The sequence below is a fragment of the Yersinia thracica genome (assembly GCF_902170565.1).
GTDB lineage: Bacteria > Pseudomonadota > Gammaproteobacteria > Enterobacterales > Enterobacteriaceae > Yersinia > Yersinia thracica.
Map to the genome: position 1 here is coordinate 19943 of NZ_CABHXX010000125.1, position 18300 is coordinate 38242.

Below are 18300 nucleotides of genomic sequence, written 5' to 3' on the forward strand. Positions count from 1 at the left end.
ACGAAGTGGGCAAGCGATATGTGCGTAAGCGCAGGGGTTCCAAGGGGGTTACGCGCTTGTAACCCCTTTGGCGGTTGGTTCATCGGAGATTCAGTGAACAGTGAAATTCTAACAACCGAACCCGATCACTTAATCAACATCAACATCAACATCAACATCAACATCAACATCAACATCAACATCAACATCAACATCAACATCAACATCAACATCAACATCAACATCAACATCAATATAAAAAAATCACCGATAAAGTGTCTGTGCCCAACGCGCCAATCCGGCGGTGACGGAGCCAAAATCATTGCCCCCAACCAGTGGGATACCCGGCAATTGCTGCTGTAAGGCCGCGCGCAGTAATGGCGAACGCGCGCTGCCGCCAGTCAGGTAAATCACGTCCGGCGTGATGTGGCTGGTGGCTAGCGCCAGGCTGACTTGCTCTTGAATGCGTTGCAGGGGGTGGGCGATAGCTTCAGCAAGCTGCTGCTGGCTGATAGTTTGCCCTAACTCCGGCTGAACAAAATCCAGTGCCGCGGCGACTTGTTCTTGCTCAGACAGCGCAATTTTGCTCTCTTCTGCGGCGCGCACCAGACGGTAGCTCAAACGCTGTTGATAGACTTTCAACAAGCGCTGAACTTGCTGTGGATTAGCCGCATCACGGATTAAATCTCGCAGGAAACGGCCATTCACGGTGCTATAAAAATCACTTTGGGCGGGAACATCATTGGTGGCAACCGCGTTCCAGTAGGGCAATGACGGCATCGCAATGCCTTTTTCGGTCTCGCCGCCCATACCAAACAGCGGCATCAGTTGCTTAAACGCCAACATGATATCCAGGTCATTCCCCCCGACACGGCAACCACTGTGGCCCAGCAGGCTTTGCTGACGATCGGCCAAACCTTGCCATTTTGGCCCCATTAATAGCACCGAGCAGTCGGTGGTTCCCCCGCCGATATCCACGACTAAAACGGTTTTTTCACTGGTCAGTGTGGCTTCAAAGTCCAACCCCGCCGCCACCGGCTCAAACTGGAAAGCGATATCGCGAAAACCAGCGCGTTGCGCGGCACGCAGTAAAATTCCCTCTGCTTGTCGGTTGGCTTCTTCACCGCCGGAACCTTGGAAGTTAACCGGGCGGCCAATCACCGTCTGGCTAATTTCTGATGACAATACCGCTTCCGCCTGGCGTTTGATGTGGAACATCATGGCGCAGACTAAATCCTCAAACAGCGCCAACTGTTGCGGTTTCAGCCCATTGGCACCCAGGAAAGATTTAGGCGATTTTACAAAGTAAACTTCTTCGGGATCTTCAATATAGTGAGCCAGTGCAGACAAGCCGAACATCAAGCTGTCGGCGGTCACTGGGATATCTTCTTCGCGATTGAACGCCATGGCCCGGCGTAATAGTTGCTGGTTTTCGTCACTGCCTGTTGGCACCTGCCAATGGCGGTGCAGGCACTCACTTACGGCTTCCCGGGTCGGGGCGCACAGCATCGAGGGCAAATAAACGTCATTATTTTCCAGCACCAGCAATTCGGGCGCATCGTCCCGCATCACGGCAACCGAGCAGTTTGCTGTGCCGTAGTCAAATCCAATGAACATAATTGCCCCCCAAGCCAAATAAAGGGCGCGACTTTACCCCAGAGTGAGCGGCGGGGCAATCGTCAAGTCAGGTTATTGCGCTATTTTATCGCGCTATTTTATCGCGAAATACCCGCTGTTAAGTATCTCGGACAAGGGCTGCGTGCGGCCAATTGTTTCGCCATCGACTAAATCAACACCGATATCAATTAACTTACTGAGGGTCGGCGGTAATTCTGCCGGGCCAGCCAGTGTGGCGATATTCGCCCGTTTTGCTGTGCCGTTAATGATGGATATCAGCACCTCATCCATTTGGTTTATATGAATATTAGCAATTAAATCGCTGTTGAATTTCAGATAATCAATGGTATGCGCCGCTAATAATTCAAAATCATTCAGGTTATGGCCAAACTCTTTCACAATGAGTTTACAGCCCAGTTGTTGTAGTTTGGCGAGGAAATTACCAATCGCAAATGGATATTGCAGCAATGTGGCCTCGTCGACCATCCAATAGAGACTTTGTGGTGGCAGGGGGGTCTGTGGTAGCAATGTGAGCAGTGACTGGCGGAAATCTTCTTTGAGCAGCGCCACTTCTGACAGCGGGATAGCCAGTGCCAGCCCTTTACGCAGTAGTGCTGGGGCGTGCTTCACTAACAGTTGTTCGCAGATCCAATGGTCGATTTCCGGCTGCAAATTATACAATGCCGCTGCTTCCGCAAAGGCAGACTGACTGACGGCAATATCTTGTGGCCGATGAATCTCGAAACTGACTTGATAGAAGCAGACCGATAGCGGCGTTTTCGGCGGCGCTGTCGGGGTCATCTGTAGCAATAATTGATTTTCACGGAGAATACTGTCGACATCTTCTCGGCTGAGCAACTCGTGCTGGCGGGCTAGCAGCTGTTTTTGTCGTGGCTGATAGAGATAAACCTGACCGCGCCCACTGTGCTTGGCGGTATAACAGGCGATATCAGCTTGCGCCATAATTTCACTGCGCTGACTGTTGCTGCTGCTGATTTGAGTGACGCCGGCGCTGGCACCAATACGGTACAGTTTATCTTCCCAGTAGAAATGATAGCCATTGATCATGGATACCAGACTTTGGGTAATGGCTTTGGCGTGAGATAGGGTGCAATTAAGCATCAGTAAACCGAATTCATCGCCCCCCAGCCGTGCGACACAGTCACTATTGCGTAAATGTTGGCGCATTAACTGACTGATTTCTTTGAGTAGCGCATCGCCAGCGGGGTGCCCGGCGGTGTCGTTAACCGCTTTAAAATAATCCAGATCCAGGAAAGCCAGCGCGTGTTGTTGGTTAAAATCGACACTTTTTTGGATAGCCGCTTTTAATTTATTGTCGAAATTAGCGCGGTTTGGCAAGCCGGTGAGATTATCATGTGACGCGCTGTGGCTGAGTTTGCGTATCATCGCGCGCGATTCGCCGACATCCTGGAACACCAAAACCGCCCCGACAATAGTGCCTTCCAGCGTTTTCAGCGGGGCAACAGACTCCTGAATGTCGTAATAATGTCCGTCGCGATGATGCAATACCATCGACTCATTCAGCGAGGAGTAGGGGCGATGGGTGAGACAATGTTCTATTGGATTATCAATTTCCGGCCCATCGACGCCGTCGGTTAGCTTAATAATATGATGCACGGGCTGGCCCAGCGCGATGGTATTGGCCCAGCCGGTCATTTTCTCCGCGACCGGGTTCATAAAGGTGATATTCATATCCTGATCAGTACAGACCACCGCCTCGCCGATGGAGTCCAGAGTGATATGCAGCCGCTCTTTTTCTTCATGCAAAGCTTCGGTCAGATTTCTGATTTCTGTCATATCCAGAGTGGTACCTATCAGGCGCAGAATATCGCCATTTTTGTCGCAAATCATATTGGCCTGATTGCGCAAATGGACAATATCGCCGTTCGGCAGCAACAGCCTGAATTCGAGGCGGTAAGGTTTGCGTTGAGTGAGCGCCGCGCTGTATTCACGTTTCACGCGGTTGATATCATCAGGATGAATGTATTGCTGCCAGACTTTATCATCAACCGGGGTATTGAGCGGGACATGATAAAGCTCATACATCCGCTTATCCCAACTGATCAACTGCTTTCTGAGATCCAATTCCCAGATACCAATTCCGCCGGCCTCATTCGCCAGCGTAATGCGCTCCATCAGGCGGCGATTAACAATTTCGCTCTTTTTCAGGTCATTAATATCTTCGACCTGTGAGATGTAATAGAGCGGCCGTTGCTCATGATCTCGCACCACGCTCACCACCAACAGCGCCCACACGACCTCGCCATCACTGCGGATATAGCGTTTTTCCATCGAATAACTGGGGATGCGGCCATAATACAAATCATCGAGTAATTTTAGGTCGGCGGACAGATCTTCCGAGTGAGTGATTTGCTGAAAAGTCAGTGTGAGTAAGGTTTCCTGACGGTAGCCCAATAACTTGCACAGCGCTTGGTTGACCTGCATCCATTTGCCTTCCGGTGACACCAATGCCATGCCGATGGCCGAGTATTCCATGGCATTACGAAAGCGGTTTTCACTTTCAACGATATGCTCTTTTTCCATGCGGAAGGCATGCATCACCATGGCCATGGCGTGCGGAGGGATCAACACCATCAATAATGGAATAAAGGAAAATGCCTGAACGGATAGTTTGGTATCAACCTGAAGTGTGTACAGATTGAAATTAATCATCATCGCAATCAGTAATGTGGCCAGAAAACAGATGGAAAAGGTCTCCAAACGCGGGAGACGGATAGAGACCCAGATCAACATCATAATGACGAAAGTGAAGGGGAAAGGCAGATAAATCAGGCCGATATAACAAGCAGTCAGCGAGACTATCATCATCCACGTCATATCAAACAGTGCTTTGGTTTTGGTCGCGATATTGAAATAACCCCGGCGATAAAGCAGGCCAACCGGGCCTAAGGCTAACATGCCGATGGCTTCGGACATAAACCACAGGGTCAGCACTTGGGTAAAGCTGCCGTTTTGCGGGGCTAAATACCAAGCCGCTGCCAACCCGCTGATCAGCGGAACCAAAATAACAGTACAAAGAGCGAATTTGAGCCAACTAAAAAGGTTATTAAGGGGGTCTTTGGGCTGCAAAATTTTACGCAGCAACCACGCGCCAGCGGCTGACTCCGCGAGGTTGATGAATGTCAGGGGCAGTGGGAACCAACTGATGCCATATAAAATAAAATTGGCGGCAACAATACATATTCCAGCGGCCAATAATTGCCAAGACCAATAGCGCGCCGGGTGGTGGAATAATGCTACGGCCAATACTGCTGTCGGGAACCATAATGGAGCCAAATTTTCTGACTGCTCAGAAAGGCGGATACAAAAGAGTGCGAGCAAAAACACCACTATGCTGATGATAGTAATGTGAATAATAGCTTTATTGTCAGGAGCTGGTTTTTCGGCTGCACTGAGATCCATATAGCGCCTTATTTTGCTCGCAGGATTTTGATTATGATAGGGAAAACCCATCACATAAAAATATACTGCATTTGAAATGCGGTCATATTCAATAGTTTAGTATAGTTGAGCATGGATGGATGTTATTCGCTTACTCCATGCTCAATTAATTATTTGTTTATTATCATAATCATTAAACTAAGAATAGAGTGGCAAGTCCCAGAAAAATGAAAAAGCCGCCAGTATCGGTGATTGCTGTGATCATGACACTGGAACCGATAGCCGGATCACGGCCTAAACGGGCCATAGTCATCGGGATAATGACACCCATTAGCGCGGCCATTAACAAGTTAAGCATCATTGCCAATGTCATCACGCCGCCCATGGCCGGATCGCCATAGAGCAGATAGGTGACCACCCCCATAATCCCCCCCCAGACCAGGCCATTGATCAGCGCGACACCCAATTCTCTGAACATCAGGAAAGTCACATTACCCTGCTGAATATGGTGCAATGCCAGGGCGCGGACAATCATGGTGATGGTTTGATTACCAGTGTTACCGCCAATCCCTGCGACAATGGGCATTAATGCCGCCAATGCGACTAATTGAGAAATGGTATCTTCAAATAACCCGATGACCCTTGAGGCGACAAATGCGGTGCAGAGATTGATTGCCAGCCATGACCAACGGGTTCGAACCGCGCGGCCTACCGGAGAGAACACGTCTTCTTCCGGGCTCAAGCCCCCCATGCGCCTTAAGGTGGTGTCGCTCTCTTCATTGACCACGTCGACTATCTCTTCGATGGTCAGACGGCCCATCAGTTTGCCTTTGGCATCAATCACCGCGGCACTGATTAAGTCATAACGTTCAAAGGCACCCGCAGCATCTTCAGCTTTTTGCTCCGGCTGGAAAGTGGTCGGGTTGCTCTCCATCACTTGGAATACTTTCGTATCCGGTGAGTTGAGGAGGATCGCGGTCAGTGGCAGCTCACCGAGTAAGGTATTTTTGCGATCAATAACGAAGATTTTATCCGTGGCATCGGGGATGTTTTTCCGATAGCGCAAATAGCGGTGTACCGTGCCGAGGGTGACATCAGCCCGCACCGTCACCAGTTCGAAATCCATCATCTGGCCGACAGTATCGCGACCATATTGGATAACTTCCCGCACTCTGGCCCGTTGATCGGGGTCCAGTGAGGTGAGTAAGCGTCCCATCAAGTTACGCGGCAGATATTCGGCCAGATAAGCCTGTTCATCGACATGCAAGGTGCGCATCGCTTTTAACAGGTCTTTATCGCTCATCTCTTTGATAAGCGTGTCCCACACGGTCTCAGAGACTTCGACCAGCGTTTGTCCGCGTTTCTCGTTTTTGACTAACCGCCACAATGCCAAACGCTCATCATTGGGTAAGGCTTCGAGTAAGTCGGCAAGGTCAGCTGCGTGTAAATCATCGAGCAGCGTTTTGATTTCTAGCGTTTTTTCAGCAAGTTGCTCATCACTGATCTTTTCGCGGTCTTCCTGACGGCCAAGAATGCCATCGACCAAGGCTTTATTATTCAGTAATAAAGAAAGTATTCGATTGCGGATTTCTGCCAGTTTTTTCGCATTATTTTTAGTGCTTTTTTTGGCTGCGGCAGAAAACGAAACCGGAATGATGGGTACTGGCATAATGTTTGGTGTCCGTGTATATGAAACGAGCGTATAAGTACGAAAGTTTAGGGACTGAAGTCAGTTTCATGAGGGCCTGGGAGTTCACCGTCCACGGACTGCTCGACCCGTTGTGCTTCACGCCGCTCTTGATGATGAGAAATAGAGGCGATCCCTGCAAACAATAAGCGACCAAACAGAATGAGAAAGCTCACCAGCAAGATGATTTTGGTTAGTGGTGTCGATGGCCTTCTTTTCATCATTTTTACCCTGCGTCCTTGAAATTGCAGCTTGTTGGGTGTCAGCAACAGTTAGTTGTGCTCAGATTCAGCTTCTTCCGGTGTTTCTTCTTCAATGAGAAGCTTCCAGCCCACCACGTCATCCCAATATGCCTGCTCACGTTCAAAATCGAGTTGCACCAGATTATTTTGTGCCAGATAACCTGCTGGGAAACGCAATGTCCAATGGCTGTCATCAGTTATCAGCCGCAGAGTTTCCGGGGTGGTGGTCGATTGACGCTGATTATTCAATAAAGTACTTAACCGCAATAATTGAATGAGCGGCAAATAATACTTTTTCTTGAATAAATTCAAGCGCGGTAACTCATCAAGCTTAATCCCTTTTCGATGCATTCGCACCAAAGTTGCCAACAGTAATTGCTGTTCCTGATTGAAGCCCGGCAAGTTAGTATTTTGCAAAATATAGGCAGAATGGCGATGCATCCCGCTGTGATTAATACTGAGACCCACCTCGTGTAGCATTGCCGCCCATCTTAACAATGCTTCAAGTTGCGGTTGTACTAGTTTGGTATTTTGCGCCAACCATTGGGTGTAAAGCTGCTCAGTGGTTTCCAGTACCCGGCGCGCTTGTTCCCGGTCAATATTATAGTGTTCTGCTAAGCTTTTGGCCGTGCGCTGACGGATATCCTGATGGCGGAAGCGGCCTTCCATCTCATACAGAACGCCCTCACGCAGCGCACCGTCGGACAAACGTAACTCTTTGACTGCCAATGCATCAAACACACCACACAAGATAGCTAAACCGGGCACAAATACCGATTGGCGATCTTCCGATAACCCCGGCAGACTCAGTGCTGAGAAGTGTTTATATTGCAGCACTTGCTCAACCAGCATTTCGAGGCGCTCTGGGGTGATCAAACCGTCTTTCTCGCCCATTTCCACCAAGACTTCATAAGTGGCTTTTATGGTGCCGGATGCTCCCAGAGCATATTGCCAACCTTGAATTCGATATTGCCAGGCGAGGTTTTCCAACTTTTGCGCGGCGGCCAGACGGGCACGTTTGAAGTTAGTCTTACTGATTTCGCCGTGTGGGAAAAACTGTTGAGCAAAACTGACACATCCCATACGGCGGCTTTCTACCAGCAGAGGTTCAAAATCTTCGCCAATAACCAACTCGGTTGAACCACCACCGATATCAATCACCAGTTTGCGGCCTTTTTCCGGCTGAGTATGTTCGACTCCCATGAAAATCAGGCGCGCTTCTTCCTGACCAGAAATGATTTCGATCGGATAAGGAATAACCTCGGCGGCGCGTTTGAGGAAAGTCTCTGCATTCGCGGCTTGTCGCAGTGAATGCGTACCCACGATGCAGACGTTGTCTGGCGAGAAACCTTGCAAACGTTCTGCAAACAGGGTCAGACAAGCCAGACCCCGTTCAATAGCTTCTTCGCTGAGCATATTATTGCTATCCAGACCATCAGCCAGATGCACGCGCTGTTTTAGGCGGCCTAAAACCTGCAATGCGCCGTTAACGACACGGGCAATAACCATATGAAAACTGTTAGAACCCAAATCGATAGCAGCAATTTCTTGCGGTTTTGTGGTAGTTGAATTGTTGGTTAGCGGCATAGTTTTAGCTCGATGCGTCTGGTTGTTCCAGCGCTTTTAAATAATCATAGATGGCAATCTGTGCACGTACTTTGCGCCTATTTCCACGCGGTACATAACGATTACTCAGTTCTTTATCAATATAACGGGCTTTTACCGTGTCGTTGAATAACAGCTCTAAAATATCCAGCACCCGCTGTTTTAACCTCGGGTCCAGTAATGAAACTGCGACTTCAATACGATAATCAATGTTACGGGTCATCCAGTCAGCGGAAGAGAGATAGACCAGTTTGTCGCCTTTATTCTCAAAAACGTACACTCGGTCATGCTCTAAGAAGCGGTCAACAATACTGGTGACCTGAATATTATCGCTGATCCCCGGGATATTGGGGATTAAAGAACACATCCCACGTATTAATAACCGGATCTTCACCCCTGCACTGGAGGCGCTATATAACCTATCTACCAGCCCTTTATCCACTAAATTATTTATCTTCAGGGTAATACCGGCGCTTTCACCCGCCTGAGCATGAATAATTTCCTGGTCGATCAGTTGATACAGCATCAAGCGCGAGTTTTGTGGTGACACCATCAAATTATCAAATTTGACCGGGCGGTAAGGATTTTCAATAAAGTTAAATACCCGCCGCACTTCATTGGTAATACGTGCATCAGCCGTCAGCAAGGAATAGTCGGTATAAAGGCGGGCGGTTTTTTCATTAAAGTTACCGGTACCAATATGGGCATAACGTACGATTTCCTCGCCTTCAAGACGGGAGATTAGGAATAACTTGGCGTGAATTTTCAGCCCCGGCGCGGAGAAAATAACGTGTACACCGGCGGCGGTTAAGCTTTTGGCCCAATGAATATTGGCTTCTTCATCAAAGCGCGCTTGTAATTCCACCACCACCGTCACTTTTTTGCCATTATGGGCCGCATGGATCATCGACTCGATAATCCGCGAATCTTTCGCGACGCGATAAATATTGATTTTAATGGCTAAAACGCTGGGGTCGAATGATGCCTGGCGCAGTAATTCCAACACATGCTCGAAAGTATGATAAGGATAATACAGCAGCACATCCTGTTCGCGAATAGCATCAAAACCATTGCGGAATTTATCAAACCAAATATGGCGCAGGCGCGGTAAGGGTTTATTCACCAGATTGCTTTTGCCCACATTCGGGAAGCTGATAAAATCTTTGAAATTATGATAACGGCCACCGGCAATAACCGAGTCATCATTAGAAATACCCAGCTTATTGCGCAGTAATTCTACCATTTCATCCGGCATATCGCGTTGATAAACAAAGCGAACTGGCTCAGCCGTCAGGCGCTGTTTTAAGCTTGATGACATCAATTCCAACAAGCTGGATTCCATTTCAGTGACCAAATCATATTCTGCATCGCGGGTCATTTTCATGGAATAGGCATTCAGCGCGTCGTAATCAAAGAAGCCTTTAAAAATTTCATCGAGACAATACCTAAGAATATTATCAAGCAATATCATTGGTTTGCGGCGACGAGGGGCTTCTGGTGGTAAGTTAACGAAGCGCGGCACTTTATCTGAAGGAATTTCTAGCAGGGCATAAGCAATATCCTGACCGCGAATAATTTCTACTGCCAGATAGGTGTAATCGTCTTTTAAGAATTGCACCAGATTAGTGTCGTGGTTAATCAGAATCGGCGTGATGTGCTGGCGCAAATGCTGTTTAAAATATTGCTTTAACCAGACTTGTTGGTTTTCGGAAATTTGCCGCTCATTAATCAGGAAGATTTGATTACGCGCCATTTCCAGCAACAGATCATTATAAAGCCCGTCGAATTCTTGATCAGCTTTCACCACTTTGCTTTGGATTTTTTTAAGCAAATGGCGGGACGTCACGGCAGAGCCTTGCTCCTCACTAATCAGAATGCGCCGTTTCAGATCGGCGAAACGGACTTTATAAAATTCATCGAGATTGTTAGAGTAAATGCCAAGAAACCGCATCCGCTCGATAAGTGGATTGCTCTTATCCGCCGCTTCCTGCAATACCCGCTCATTAAAAGATAACCAACTGAGTTCTTTTTCGGTGTAGAGCTTTTCCTGACCCATTGCAACTCCAGTAAGATTATTGTGGGAGTATCTAGTGTCCTCAATCATTATTGCGAAAGTTTGACAAGAAAGTCCAACAGATATCATTAGTTAACTTTGTGCGTTAATAACGCCAACATAGTCATGCAAACGCCACAAAACTGACATAAGATGCTCGGTCATTCATACCCGTCATCTTTCAACTTACAGGTGTGTTGGCTGCGCTTAATTACCCGAATCACTTGCCGCTTTCCTGAAAATTGAAATTTATAGGGTATGGTATAGACGCGGTTGATTTGATGATATCAACAATAGACGAAATCTGACGTAAGGGCATGGGGCAACAGCAGATTATGCAACAAGCGGGCGTGGTAACAACATCAGGGAGAGATAAGCGCCGGGCTGTCATTGAACGTCTGGTGCGTATGTTAGTGACGGGCAGTGGCCTGTTGGTTTTGCTGACATTAATGCTGATTTTTGTTTATTTATTGTACGCCGCGCTACCTCTGTTTAAGCCAGCTTCAATCAATTTAGATAATCAGTTTGCCGTGGGTCGCACCGCACCCACGATTGCTCTGGGGGTAGGTGCCCAAGGGAAGGCCGGCTATCGCATTGATGATAAAGGAAAAGGCTATTTCATCCGGTTAAGTCCGCAGGGGAAATCTCCCGCTGGGAGCCTTATCAGTGAACAACAGTTATCACCGCCGCCGCTGTCAATCCGCCGCGCTGTGGGTGGGCAACCTTTGTATGGTATTGGCCTGACTAATGGCCGCTTTATGCTACTGCAACCCGATTTTTCAGCTACAACCCCCCGTTGGCAATTTCCGCTGGGTGAGCAGCCGCGTTTTCTGGATTTGAAAGGCCAAAATCTGCGTCATTTGGTGTTGGCTGAACCGCAACCTCAGCACTTTTCTCTGGCCGCCACCACGGATGATGGCCGTTTAATGGCGGGCATATTTACCGCTCAAGGGCAGCAACTCACTGAGCTGACGGATGTGCCCAAGGCCATTGACCAGTTGTTATTGACGCCCGACGGGCGTTTGCTCTATCTGCTATCCGGCCATCAGCTCTATATTTATCAATTTGGCACAGAGCTTACCTTGCGTGAAATTGTCCCTTTGTTGGATGATAAATTGTTGGATGATAAATTGTCGGATAACAAACACTCACCGCAAGGGCCATTGATCCTGTCTTTACTGGCAGGGGGAAAATCACTGCTGGTTCAAGCGCCAGACGGTGTGATTACGCAGTGGTTTGATGTGCCCAAAGAGCCGAACAATCAATATCATTTGACCCGGATTTGCAGCTTTACTCCCGCAAGTAAGGGCTTACTGACGGCTGAAAATGCACGGCGAGTATTTGCTTCATTGTCGCCACAAGGTGAGTTATCGCTCTTTTCCAGCATTCAGTCTGCACCGCTATTACAACATAAACTGGCGGCGGGCATTACCCATGCCGCGTTCTCTCCCTGGGGCGATAGTCTGCTGGTAGAGAATGCAGCCGGTTGGTCTACCTATCAATTAGACAATCGCTATCCTGATATCAATTGGCGCAGCCTATGGCAGCGGGTGTGGTATGAAAATTATCCCGAACCGGCTTATGTCTGGCAGTCAAGTTCGGCACAAGAGAGCTATCAAGCCAAATTCAGTCTAATACCCATCATCTTCGGCACGTTAAAAGCGGCGGGCTATGCCATGTTATTCGCTGTACCCTTGGCATTGGCCGGTGCTATTTATACAGCTTATTTTATGTCGGCGGGCTTACGGCGAATTGTTAAACCGACAATTGAGATGATGGGGGCATTCCCGACGGTGGTTATCGGTTTGATTGCTGGTATTTGGCTGGCACCCATAATCGAACAGTATTTGACCGGTATTTTGTTGTTACCGCCATTGCTGGCCCTGGCGATTTTATTGTGCGGCTGGGGGAGCGCGCGATTGTCGGAGAAAACGCAACGCCAGTTGCCCGCGGGCTGGGATATCATCATTTTGCTGCCGGTTATTCTGTTGACGGGCTGGCTGGCACTCTGGCTGGGGCCGAAATTGGCGGTAGGGGTGCTGGGAGTGCCGTTACATGAATGGTTGGGCGATAATTATTCTCAGCGCAATGCTTTAGTGGTGGGGGTTGCCATGGGTTTCGCCCTGATCCCGGTTATTTTCTCACTGGCTGAAGATGCACTATTTAGTGTCCCGCCATCACTGAGCCAAGGCTCACTGGCACTGGGGGCGACACCTTGGCAGACATTAATTCGTGTTATTTTGCCATCGGCATATGCGGGTATTTTCTCTGCGCTAATGATTGGCTTTGGCCGCGCGGTGGGGGAAACCATGATTGTGCTGATGGCGACCGGAAATACGCCGATTATCGATGGCAGCATTTTCCAAGGGCTACGGGCAATGGCGGCCAATATTGCCATTGAAATGCCGGAGGCCGTAATCGGAAGTGGCCATTATCGGGTGCTGTTCTTGACGGCGTTAGTGTTGTTTTGTTTCACATTTTTAGTTAATACACTCGCCGAATCCATTCGCCTGCGGTTACGTGAACGCTATCAAATGGAGCAAACTGCGTGATGACCAGCTTGACTAAAAAGTGGTTTGCATCCGGTTCGCCGTGGATCTGGCTGACTGCCGGGGCGGTGAGTATCAGCTTGTTGGCCTTACTGGGTGTGGTCTTATTATTGGCTGGGCAGGGGATGCGTTATTTCTGGCCCAGCCCAGTTTACGTGTTCGAACTCAAGCAAACTGCCGCCGGCCCCGTCAAGGTCATTGGCGAGATTTATCAGCAACAGTCTCTCCCACGCCAGCAATTAGAACAGGCGGGCGTTATTTTACCGCCAGAGGCAGGTGCGACCCTGACTCGTTATCTGATTAAGACTGGCAACCGCGAAATACAAGGGCAAGATTTTCATCGGTTGCTGGACACGGATATTCAACAGCGCAGCCAGCCCAAAGATTTGTTGGTGTTAGAAAGACAAAACAATGGCACCGCATACGGTTTTCTCGCCGGAATGCGGGATAACGGCCAGCCCGTCGTGGGTGATAATTTAGCGCAGGAGCTGCAAAAGCGCATTCCGGTGATACAAGCGCTGGTTAGGCAGTCCCAAGATATTCAGTTCCGCCAAATGAATATGCTGAATCAGCAGTTTGAAGCATTGCGGCTACAGAAAAAACGTCTGCAAATGACCCATGATTTTGACAGCAAATCGCAAGACAGAATTGAAGCCGAATGGGGCGAACTCCAGCGTCGCCATCAGGCGATGATGAAAAAATTGCGCGGCCTGCAAACAGACCAAAACCGCTACACTCTGCTGTTGCGGGACATGAATGGGCAAGTTCATCCACTGCCGCTGAGCCAAATCAAGCGCGCCTGGTATCCCAATGATATGAGCCTCTGGCAGAAATTGCGCCATTTTGCGCTGCAAATGCATAAGTTTCTGACCGATAACCCACGTAATACCAACACTGAAGGCGGCGTATTCCCCGCTATTTTTGGTACCGTGCTAATGGTGATATTAATGTCCATAGTGGTCATGCCATTGGGGGTGATTGCGGCGGTTTATTTACACGAATATGCAGGGAAAAATGCGCTGACCCGGATGATTCGTATTTCCGTGGTGAATTTAGCGGGCGTGCCGTCCATTGTTTATGGGGTATTTGGCCTCGGTTTCTTTGTCTATTTGATTGGCGGTTCACTGGATAAACTGTTTTATCCCGAAGCTCTGCCCAGCCCGACATTCGGTACGCCGGGTGTGCTATGGGCGGCATTAACACTGGCTTTATTGACATTGCCGGTGGTGATCGTAGCAACCGAGGAGGGGCTATCACGCATTCCGGCCAGCTTACGGCAAGGTTCACTCGCGCTAGGGGCGAGCAAAGCCGAGACGTTGTGGCATATTGTGTTGCCAATGGCCACTCCCGCCATGATTACCGGGCTGATTTTAGCGGTAGCGCGAGCCGCAGGGGAAACGGCCCCATTGATGCTGGTGGGGGTTGTGAAATCAGCACCGCTCTTGCCAGTGGATGGCGTTTTCCCTTTCCTGCATTTAGAACGTAAATTTATGCATTTAAGCTTCCAAATATACGATATGGCATTCCAAAGCCCCAATGTAGAAGCGGCCCGGCCATTAGTGTTCGCCACCGCGTTATTACTGGTGATTATTGTGGTTGGTCTTAATTTAGCGGCTATTGGTATTCGCCATCATTTGCGCGAAAAATACCGTGGTTTAATGCTATGACTAAACTTTTTAACCCGCAGGATGATTTATGGGACTGTTGATGCCGGATTCGCTGCCGCTATTAGATGTGCAGCAATTAACTCATGAGCAAACTGCACTGGCGGTCAAAAAGCTCAATTTATTTTATGGCGACAAACAGGTGCTGCACGATATTTCTTTTAATGTGCCCAGGCACCGTGTTACTGCGCTGATTGGCCCCTCTGGTTGCGGTAAATCAACTTTGTTGCGCTGCTTTAATCGAATGAATGATTTGCTGGATAACTGCCGCCTCGAAGGTCAGATTTTTCTTGGTAATGAAGCGATTACCGAGAAAAACACCGATGTTGCTGCTTTGCGTCGGCGAGTCGGCATGGTCTTCCAGCGGCCTAATCCCTTCCCAAAATCTATTTATGAGAATGTGGTCTATGGCCTGCGCTTGCAGGGGATCCGTGACCGACGGGTGCTTGATGAGGCGGTCGAGCGCTCATTGCGGGCCGCCGCGTTGTGGCATGAAGTTAAAGACCGGTTGCGTGAAAATGCTTTTCGTCTCTCCAGTGGTCAACAGCAGCGCTTAGTGATAGCCAGAGCGATTGCGATTGAGCCGGAGGTGCTCTTGTTGGATGAGCCGACATCGGCATTAGACCCTATTTCGACACTGACTATCGAGGAGCTTATTACTGAATTAAAACAGCAATATACCGTGGTTTTAGTGACCCATAACATGCAACAGGCGGCCAGGGTTTCAGATTACACCGCGTTTATCCACCAGGGGGGGTTAGTGGAATATAATGATACTGACGCGCTGTTTACTTCGCCACATCAGCGGCGTACGGAAGATTATATTACCGGGCGCTACGGCTGATTGCGCTGATTATAGAGTCATAGCAGCGCATCCTAAGGTGTGAGGTTATTGACAAACCTCTTTTATAGCCCGGAGACTCGCGGTGCGACTGCACCTATGGGCGCTCCGGTCGCTTACGCGACTACGACCCATTCGGCACATTTCCCCGCGAATCAACTTTGTCAGCAGTCTGCCACTTTTCTAAGGTGTTCGCTTTATTTATCAATTGCGATTTAAGTTTATACTTTCATGTGCCGCTCGTTATTTAAGTGACTATTGAATGGAAGTATTAAGTGAAAGAGCTATTGATAACTCAGCCTGATTTTATGGAGACATTTAACTGTGTCGGCACGGCTTGTCGTGAACATTGCTGCAAAGACCAAAATGTCACTCTGGATAGAAATCGTTATCAAAAATATATTAAAAGCCCTTACGCAGATATCAAACGCATTGCCATTAGCCATATTTCCGTTACCCAAGACAGTCTAGCCTCTTGGGCTAATATTCACCCCGACGGCCAGGGGTTTTGCCCCTTTCTTGATGAACAACAGTTATGTCAAATTCACAAACATGCAGGCGCTAATGCACTGAGTCACTGTTGTGCGACTTACCCCCGTGTCGAGCATATTTATAAAAATCAGAAAATCAAAAGTATGTCGCTTTCCTGCCCAGAAGTTACGCGGAAAATCTTATTTTCTCCGGAAGCATTAACATTGCGATTTTCGACTATCCATCAATATGATTATTACAAAGCACCGGATATTATTATTGACCAGCGGCTAGCCAATCGTGCTTGTGCCGCTATTATTGCCGCAAGTGAAGAGACTAATGCTATTGAAGAAAGCCTGTGGGCAATAAACCATTTTTTGCAGATGGACTTAATGGGTTCAGATGCGAATAAAAACAAAATGGACGAGATTGATAGTTTACGTGCCAGGTTAATATCCGCAGTCGCCTCGGGGAAAGCGGCCGATGCTTTAATGGCTATAGATTATTCCCCAGCTATTCGTTGCGAGCTATTAGGTTACTTTCATCATTTTCTGGCACAGATACCCGATATTCGTGGCAAAAAAGTATTGGCAGCCTATGCGAATACTTTGCAGGAAGTTCTCACCGATAAACTGACGAGTCCGAAGAATATTGAACAGCAATTAAGTGATGCCTGGCATCAGTATGCATTGCCATTCTTCATGCAGCACAATTTAGTGTTGCGTAATTATTTTCTTTATCGTATCCATCATGACCAATTAGCGATGGGGGATAAGTCAGCGGTTACTGTATTTAATCTTCAAGTGATAGATTTCTTCTTTCTGAAAGCACTCATTTCAGCCCATGTTAGCCATCACGGAGAGATAACAGAAGATGACGTGATTGGAATCATCTATTCTTACCATGCGTGTTGTGAGTCCAAACATAGTTCAAGCCAGAAGTTTAAACATGATGTTATGGATTTGGCACTAAAAGAAGATTTCCCATTATTATCACTTTTAATCTAAAAAGTAAGGTGTTGGATTTAAGTGTGCGCCAAGTTGTGTCGTTTGTTACTGATATTAATCGCCATAACATATTGGGATCTGTTTAGTGAAATATTTACAAATTATCCAACCGAGTTTTGTTAATAATTTTAGTTGTGTTGGTTCAGCTTGTCGTGATCATTGCTGTAATGGATGGGATATCAGTATTGATAAAAATACATACCGAAAATATAAAAAAAGCCAAAATAAAACAATTAGAGATATAGCTATTAAGAGTATTTCTGTTACACGGGTCAATCAGTCTAATTGGGCTAAAATACGCCTTAAAGAGGATGGCAATTGTCCCTATCTGGATGAAGCCCGTTTGTGCAAAGTTCATAAGAGTTTAGGGGGAGAAGCGCTGAGTGAAACTTGTTCAAGTTATCCTCGTAGTAGCCATCAGTACAAAACAGAAAAATTTAATACTCTTACACTGTCCTGCCCCGAGGTTGCCCGGTTAGTATTATTTGATCCTAATGCGTTTAATATGCATGAAGAAACAGTTAAGCAGCAATACAACTTCAATAAGAAAGAAATTGATGCTGAAGGGCAGATGATTAACTTTTATTGTAATCAATTAATCATGATTTCTGGCGACAATATTGACGAGAATATTTATGCAGTGAATCTCTTTATTCAATGTTTCCAAGACATTGATAAAGATGCAGAGGATAAAGCACAAATAATATCAACTCTATATGATGCTATCTGTGAAAAATTAACTTCTGGCGATATAGCACAAGAAATGGCGACTATTCCGCTTAATGCTAATGCCCGCTGGCATTTTCTGATGATGTTTCAACGGCGCACCGTTTCTGCGTCGAAAGTTCGCGGCCAAAAAACGCTTTTCAATTATATGGCTTTTTTGATTCATCATTTAATGAATGATGTAGATGTTAATCAGCTAGAGGAGCGTATGGAACTGCTGAGTTCCACCTGGAAAGAGAGAGTTTTACCTCTACTTAATCAACATCCCCATATTTTGCGTAACTTTTTCCAGTACAATTTTTACCATAATCAGTTTGCACTTAATAAAATAGAGACGATCGATAAAGATTTTTACGCTTATATCATTGATTTTTTCATTATTAAATCGGTGATCAGTGCTTTCGTTATCTATAATAATACTCTGAGTGAAAATGAC

Annotated in this window: 11 protein-coding genes; 5 read left to right on the plus strand and 6 right to left on the minus strand. The window is 47.4% G+C overall.

The window, feature by feature from the left end:
- Positions 1–243: 243 nt before the first annotated feature.
- From yegD to ppk1, 6 genes are all read right to left on the minus strand, one after another.
- Positions 244–1596: a molecular chaperone gene (gene yegD / locus FTA91_RS17320; protein WP_050112494.1), complete on the minus strand. Its 1353-nt coding sequence runs from the start codon at positions 1594–1596 to the stop codon at positions 244–246.
- 93 nt (positions 1597–1689) lie between these two features.
- Complete coding sequence (locus tag FTA91_RS17325; protein ID WP_174634584.1) at positions 1690–5040, minus strand: diguanylate cyclase; 3351 nt, start codon at positions 5038–5040, stop codon at positions 1690–1692.
- A gap of 172 nt (positions 5041–5212) precedes the next feature.
- Positions 5213–6688: a magnesium transporter gene (mgtE, locus tag FTA91_RS17330; protein WP_050112496.1), complete on the minus strand. Its 1476-nt coding sequence runs from the start codon at positions 6686–6688 to the stop codon at positions 5213–5215.
- Between the two features lie 47 nt (positions 6689–6735).
- Entirely contained in the window at positions 6736–6927 is a 192-nt protein-coding gene (locus FTA91_RS17335; protein WP_050112497.1) for a YfgG family protein, read from the minus strand.
- Between the two features lie 51 nt (positions 6928–6978).
- Positions 6979–8535: an exopolyphosphatase gene (gene ppx, locus FTA91_RS17340; protein WP_050112498.1), complete on the minus strand. Its 1557-nt coding sequence runs from the start codon at positions 8533–8535 to the stop codon at positions 6979–6981.
- Positions 8536–8539: 4 nt separating this feature from the next.
- A complete protein-coding gene (gene ppk1, locus FTA91_RS17345) occupies positions 8540–10609 on the minus strand; it encodes a polyphosphate kinase 1 (protein ID WP_050112499.1) in 2070 nt (689 codons plus the stop codon).
- A gap of 332 nt (positions 10610–10941) precedes the next feature.
- Here ppk1 and FTA91_RS17350 point away from each other — a divergent pair, with 332 nt between their 5' ends.
- From FTA91_RS17350 to fliB (FTA91_RS17370), 5 genes are all read left to right on the plus strand, one after another.
- Complete coding sequence (locus tag FTA91_RS17350; protein ID WP_186377380.1) at positions 10942–13158, plus strand: ABC transporter permease subunit; 2217 nt, start codon at positions 10942–10944, stop codon at positions 13156–13158.
- Positions 13158–14822 (plus strand): phosphate ABC transporter permease PstA, encoded by a 1665-nt coding sequence (gene pstA, locus FTA91_RS17355; RefSeq protein ID WP_145535307.1) that lies wholly within the window; start codon positions 13158–13160, stop codon positions 14820–14822. Before FTA91_RS17350 ends, pstA begins: the two co-directional genes overlap by 1 nt.
- A gap of 28 nt (positions 14823–14850) precedes the next feature.
- Positions 14851–15663 carry a phosphate ABC transporter ATP-binding protein PstB gene (pstB, locus tag FTA91_RS17360; RefSeq protein ID WP_050112501.1) on the plus strand — a complete coding sequence of 271 codons (813 nt, stop codon included), beginning with the start codon at positions 14851–14853 and terminating at the stop codon, positions 15661–15663.
- Between the two features lie 272 nt (positions 15664–15935).
- Positions 15936–17138: a flagellin lysine-N-methylase gene (gene fliB / locus FTA91_RS17365; protein WP_145535303.1), complete on the plus strand. Its 1203-nt coding sequence runs from the start codon at positions 15936–15938 to the stop codon at positions 17136–17138.
- Between the two features lie 85 nt (positions 17139–17223).
- A partial coding sequence (fliB, locus tag FTA91_RS17370; protein WP_145583676.1) for a flagellin lysine-N-methylase occupies positions 17224–18300 on the plus strand: 1077 nt, incomplete at its 3' end.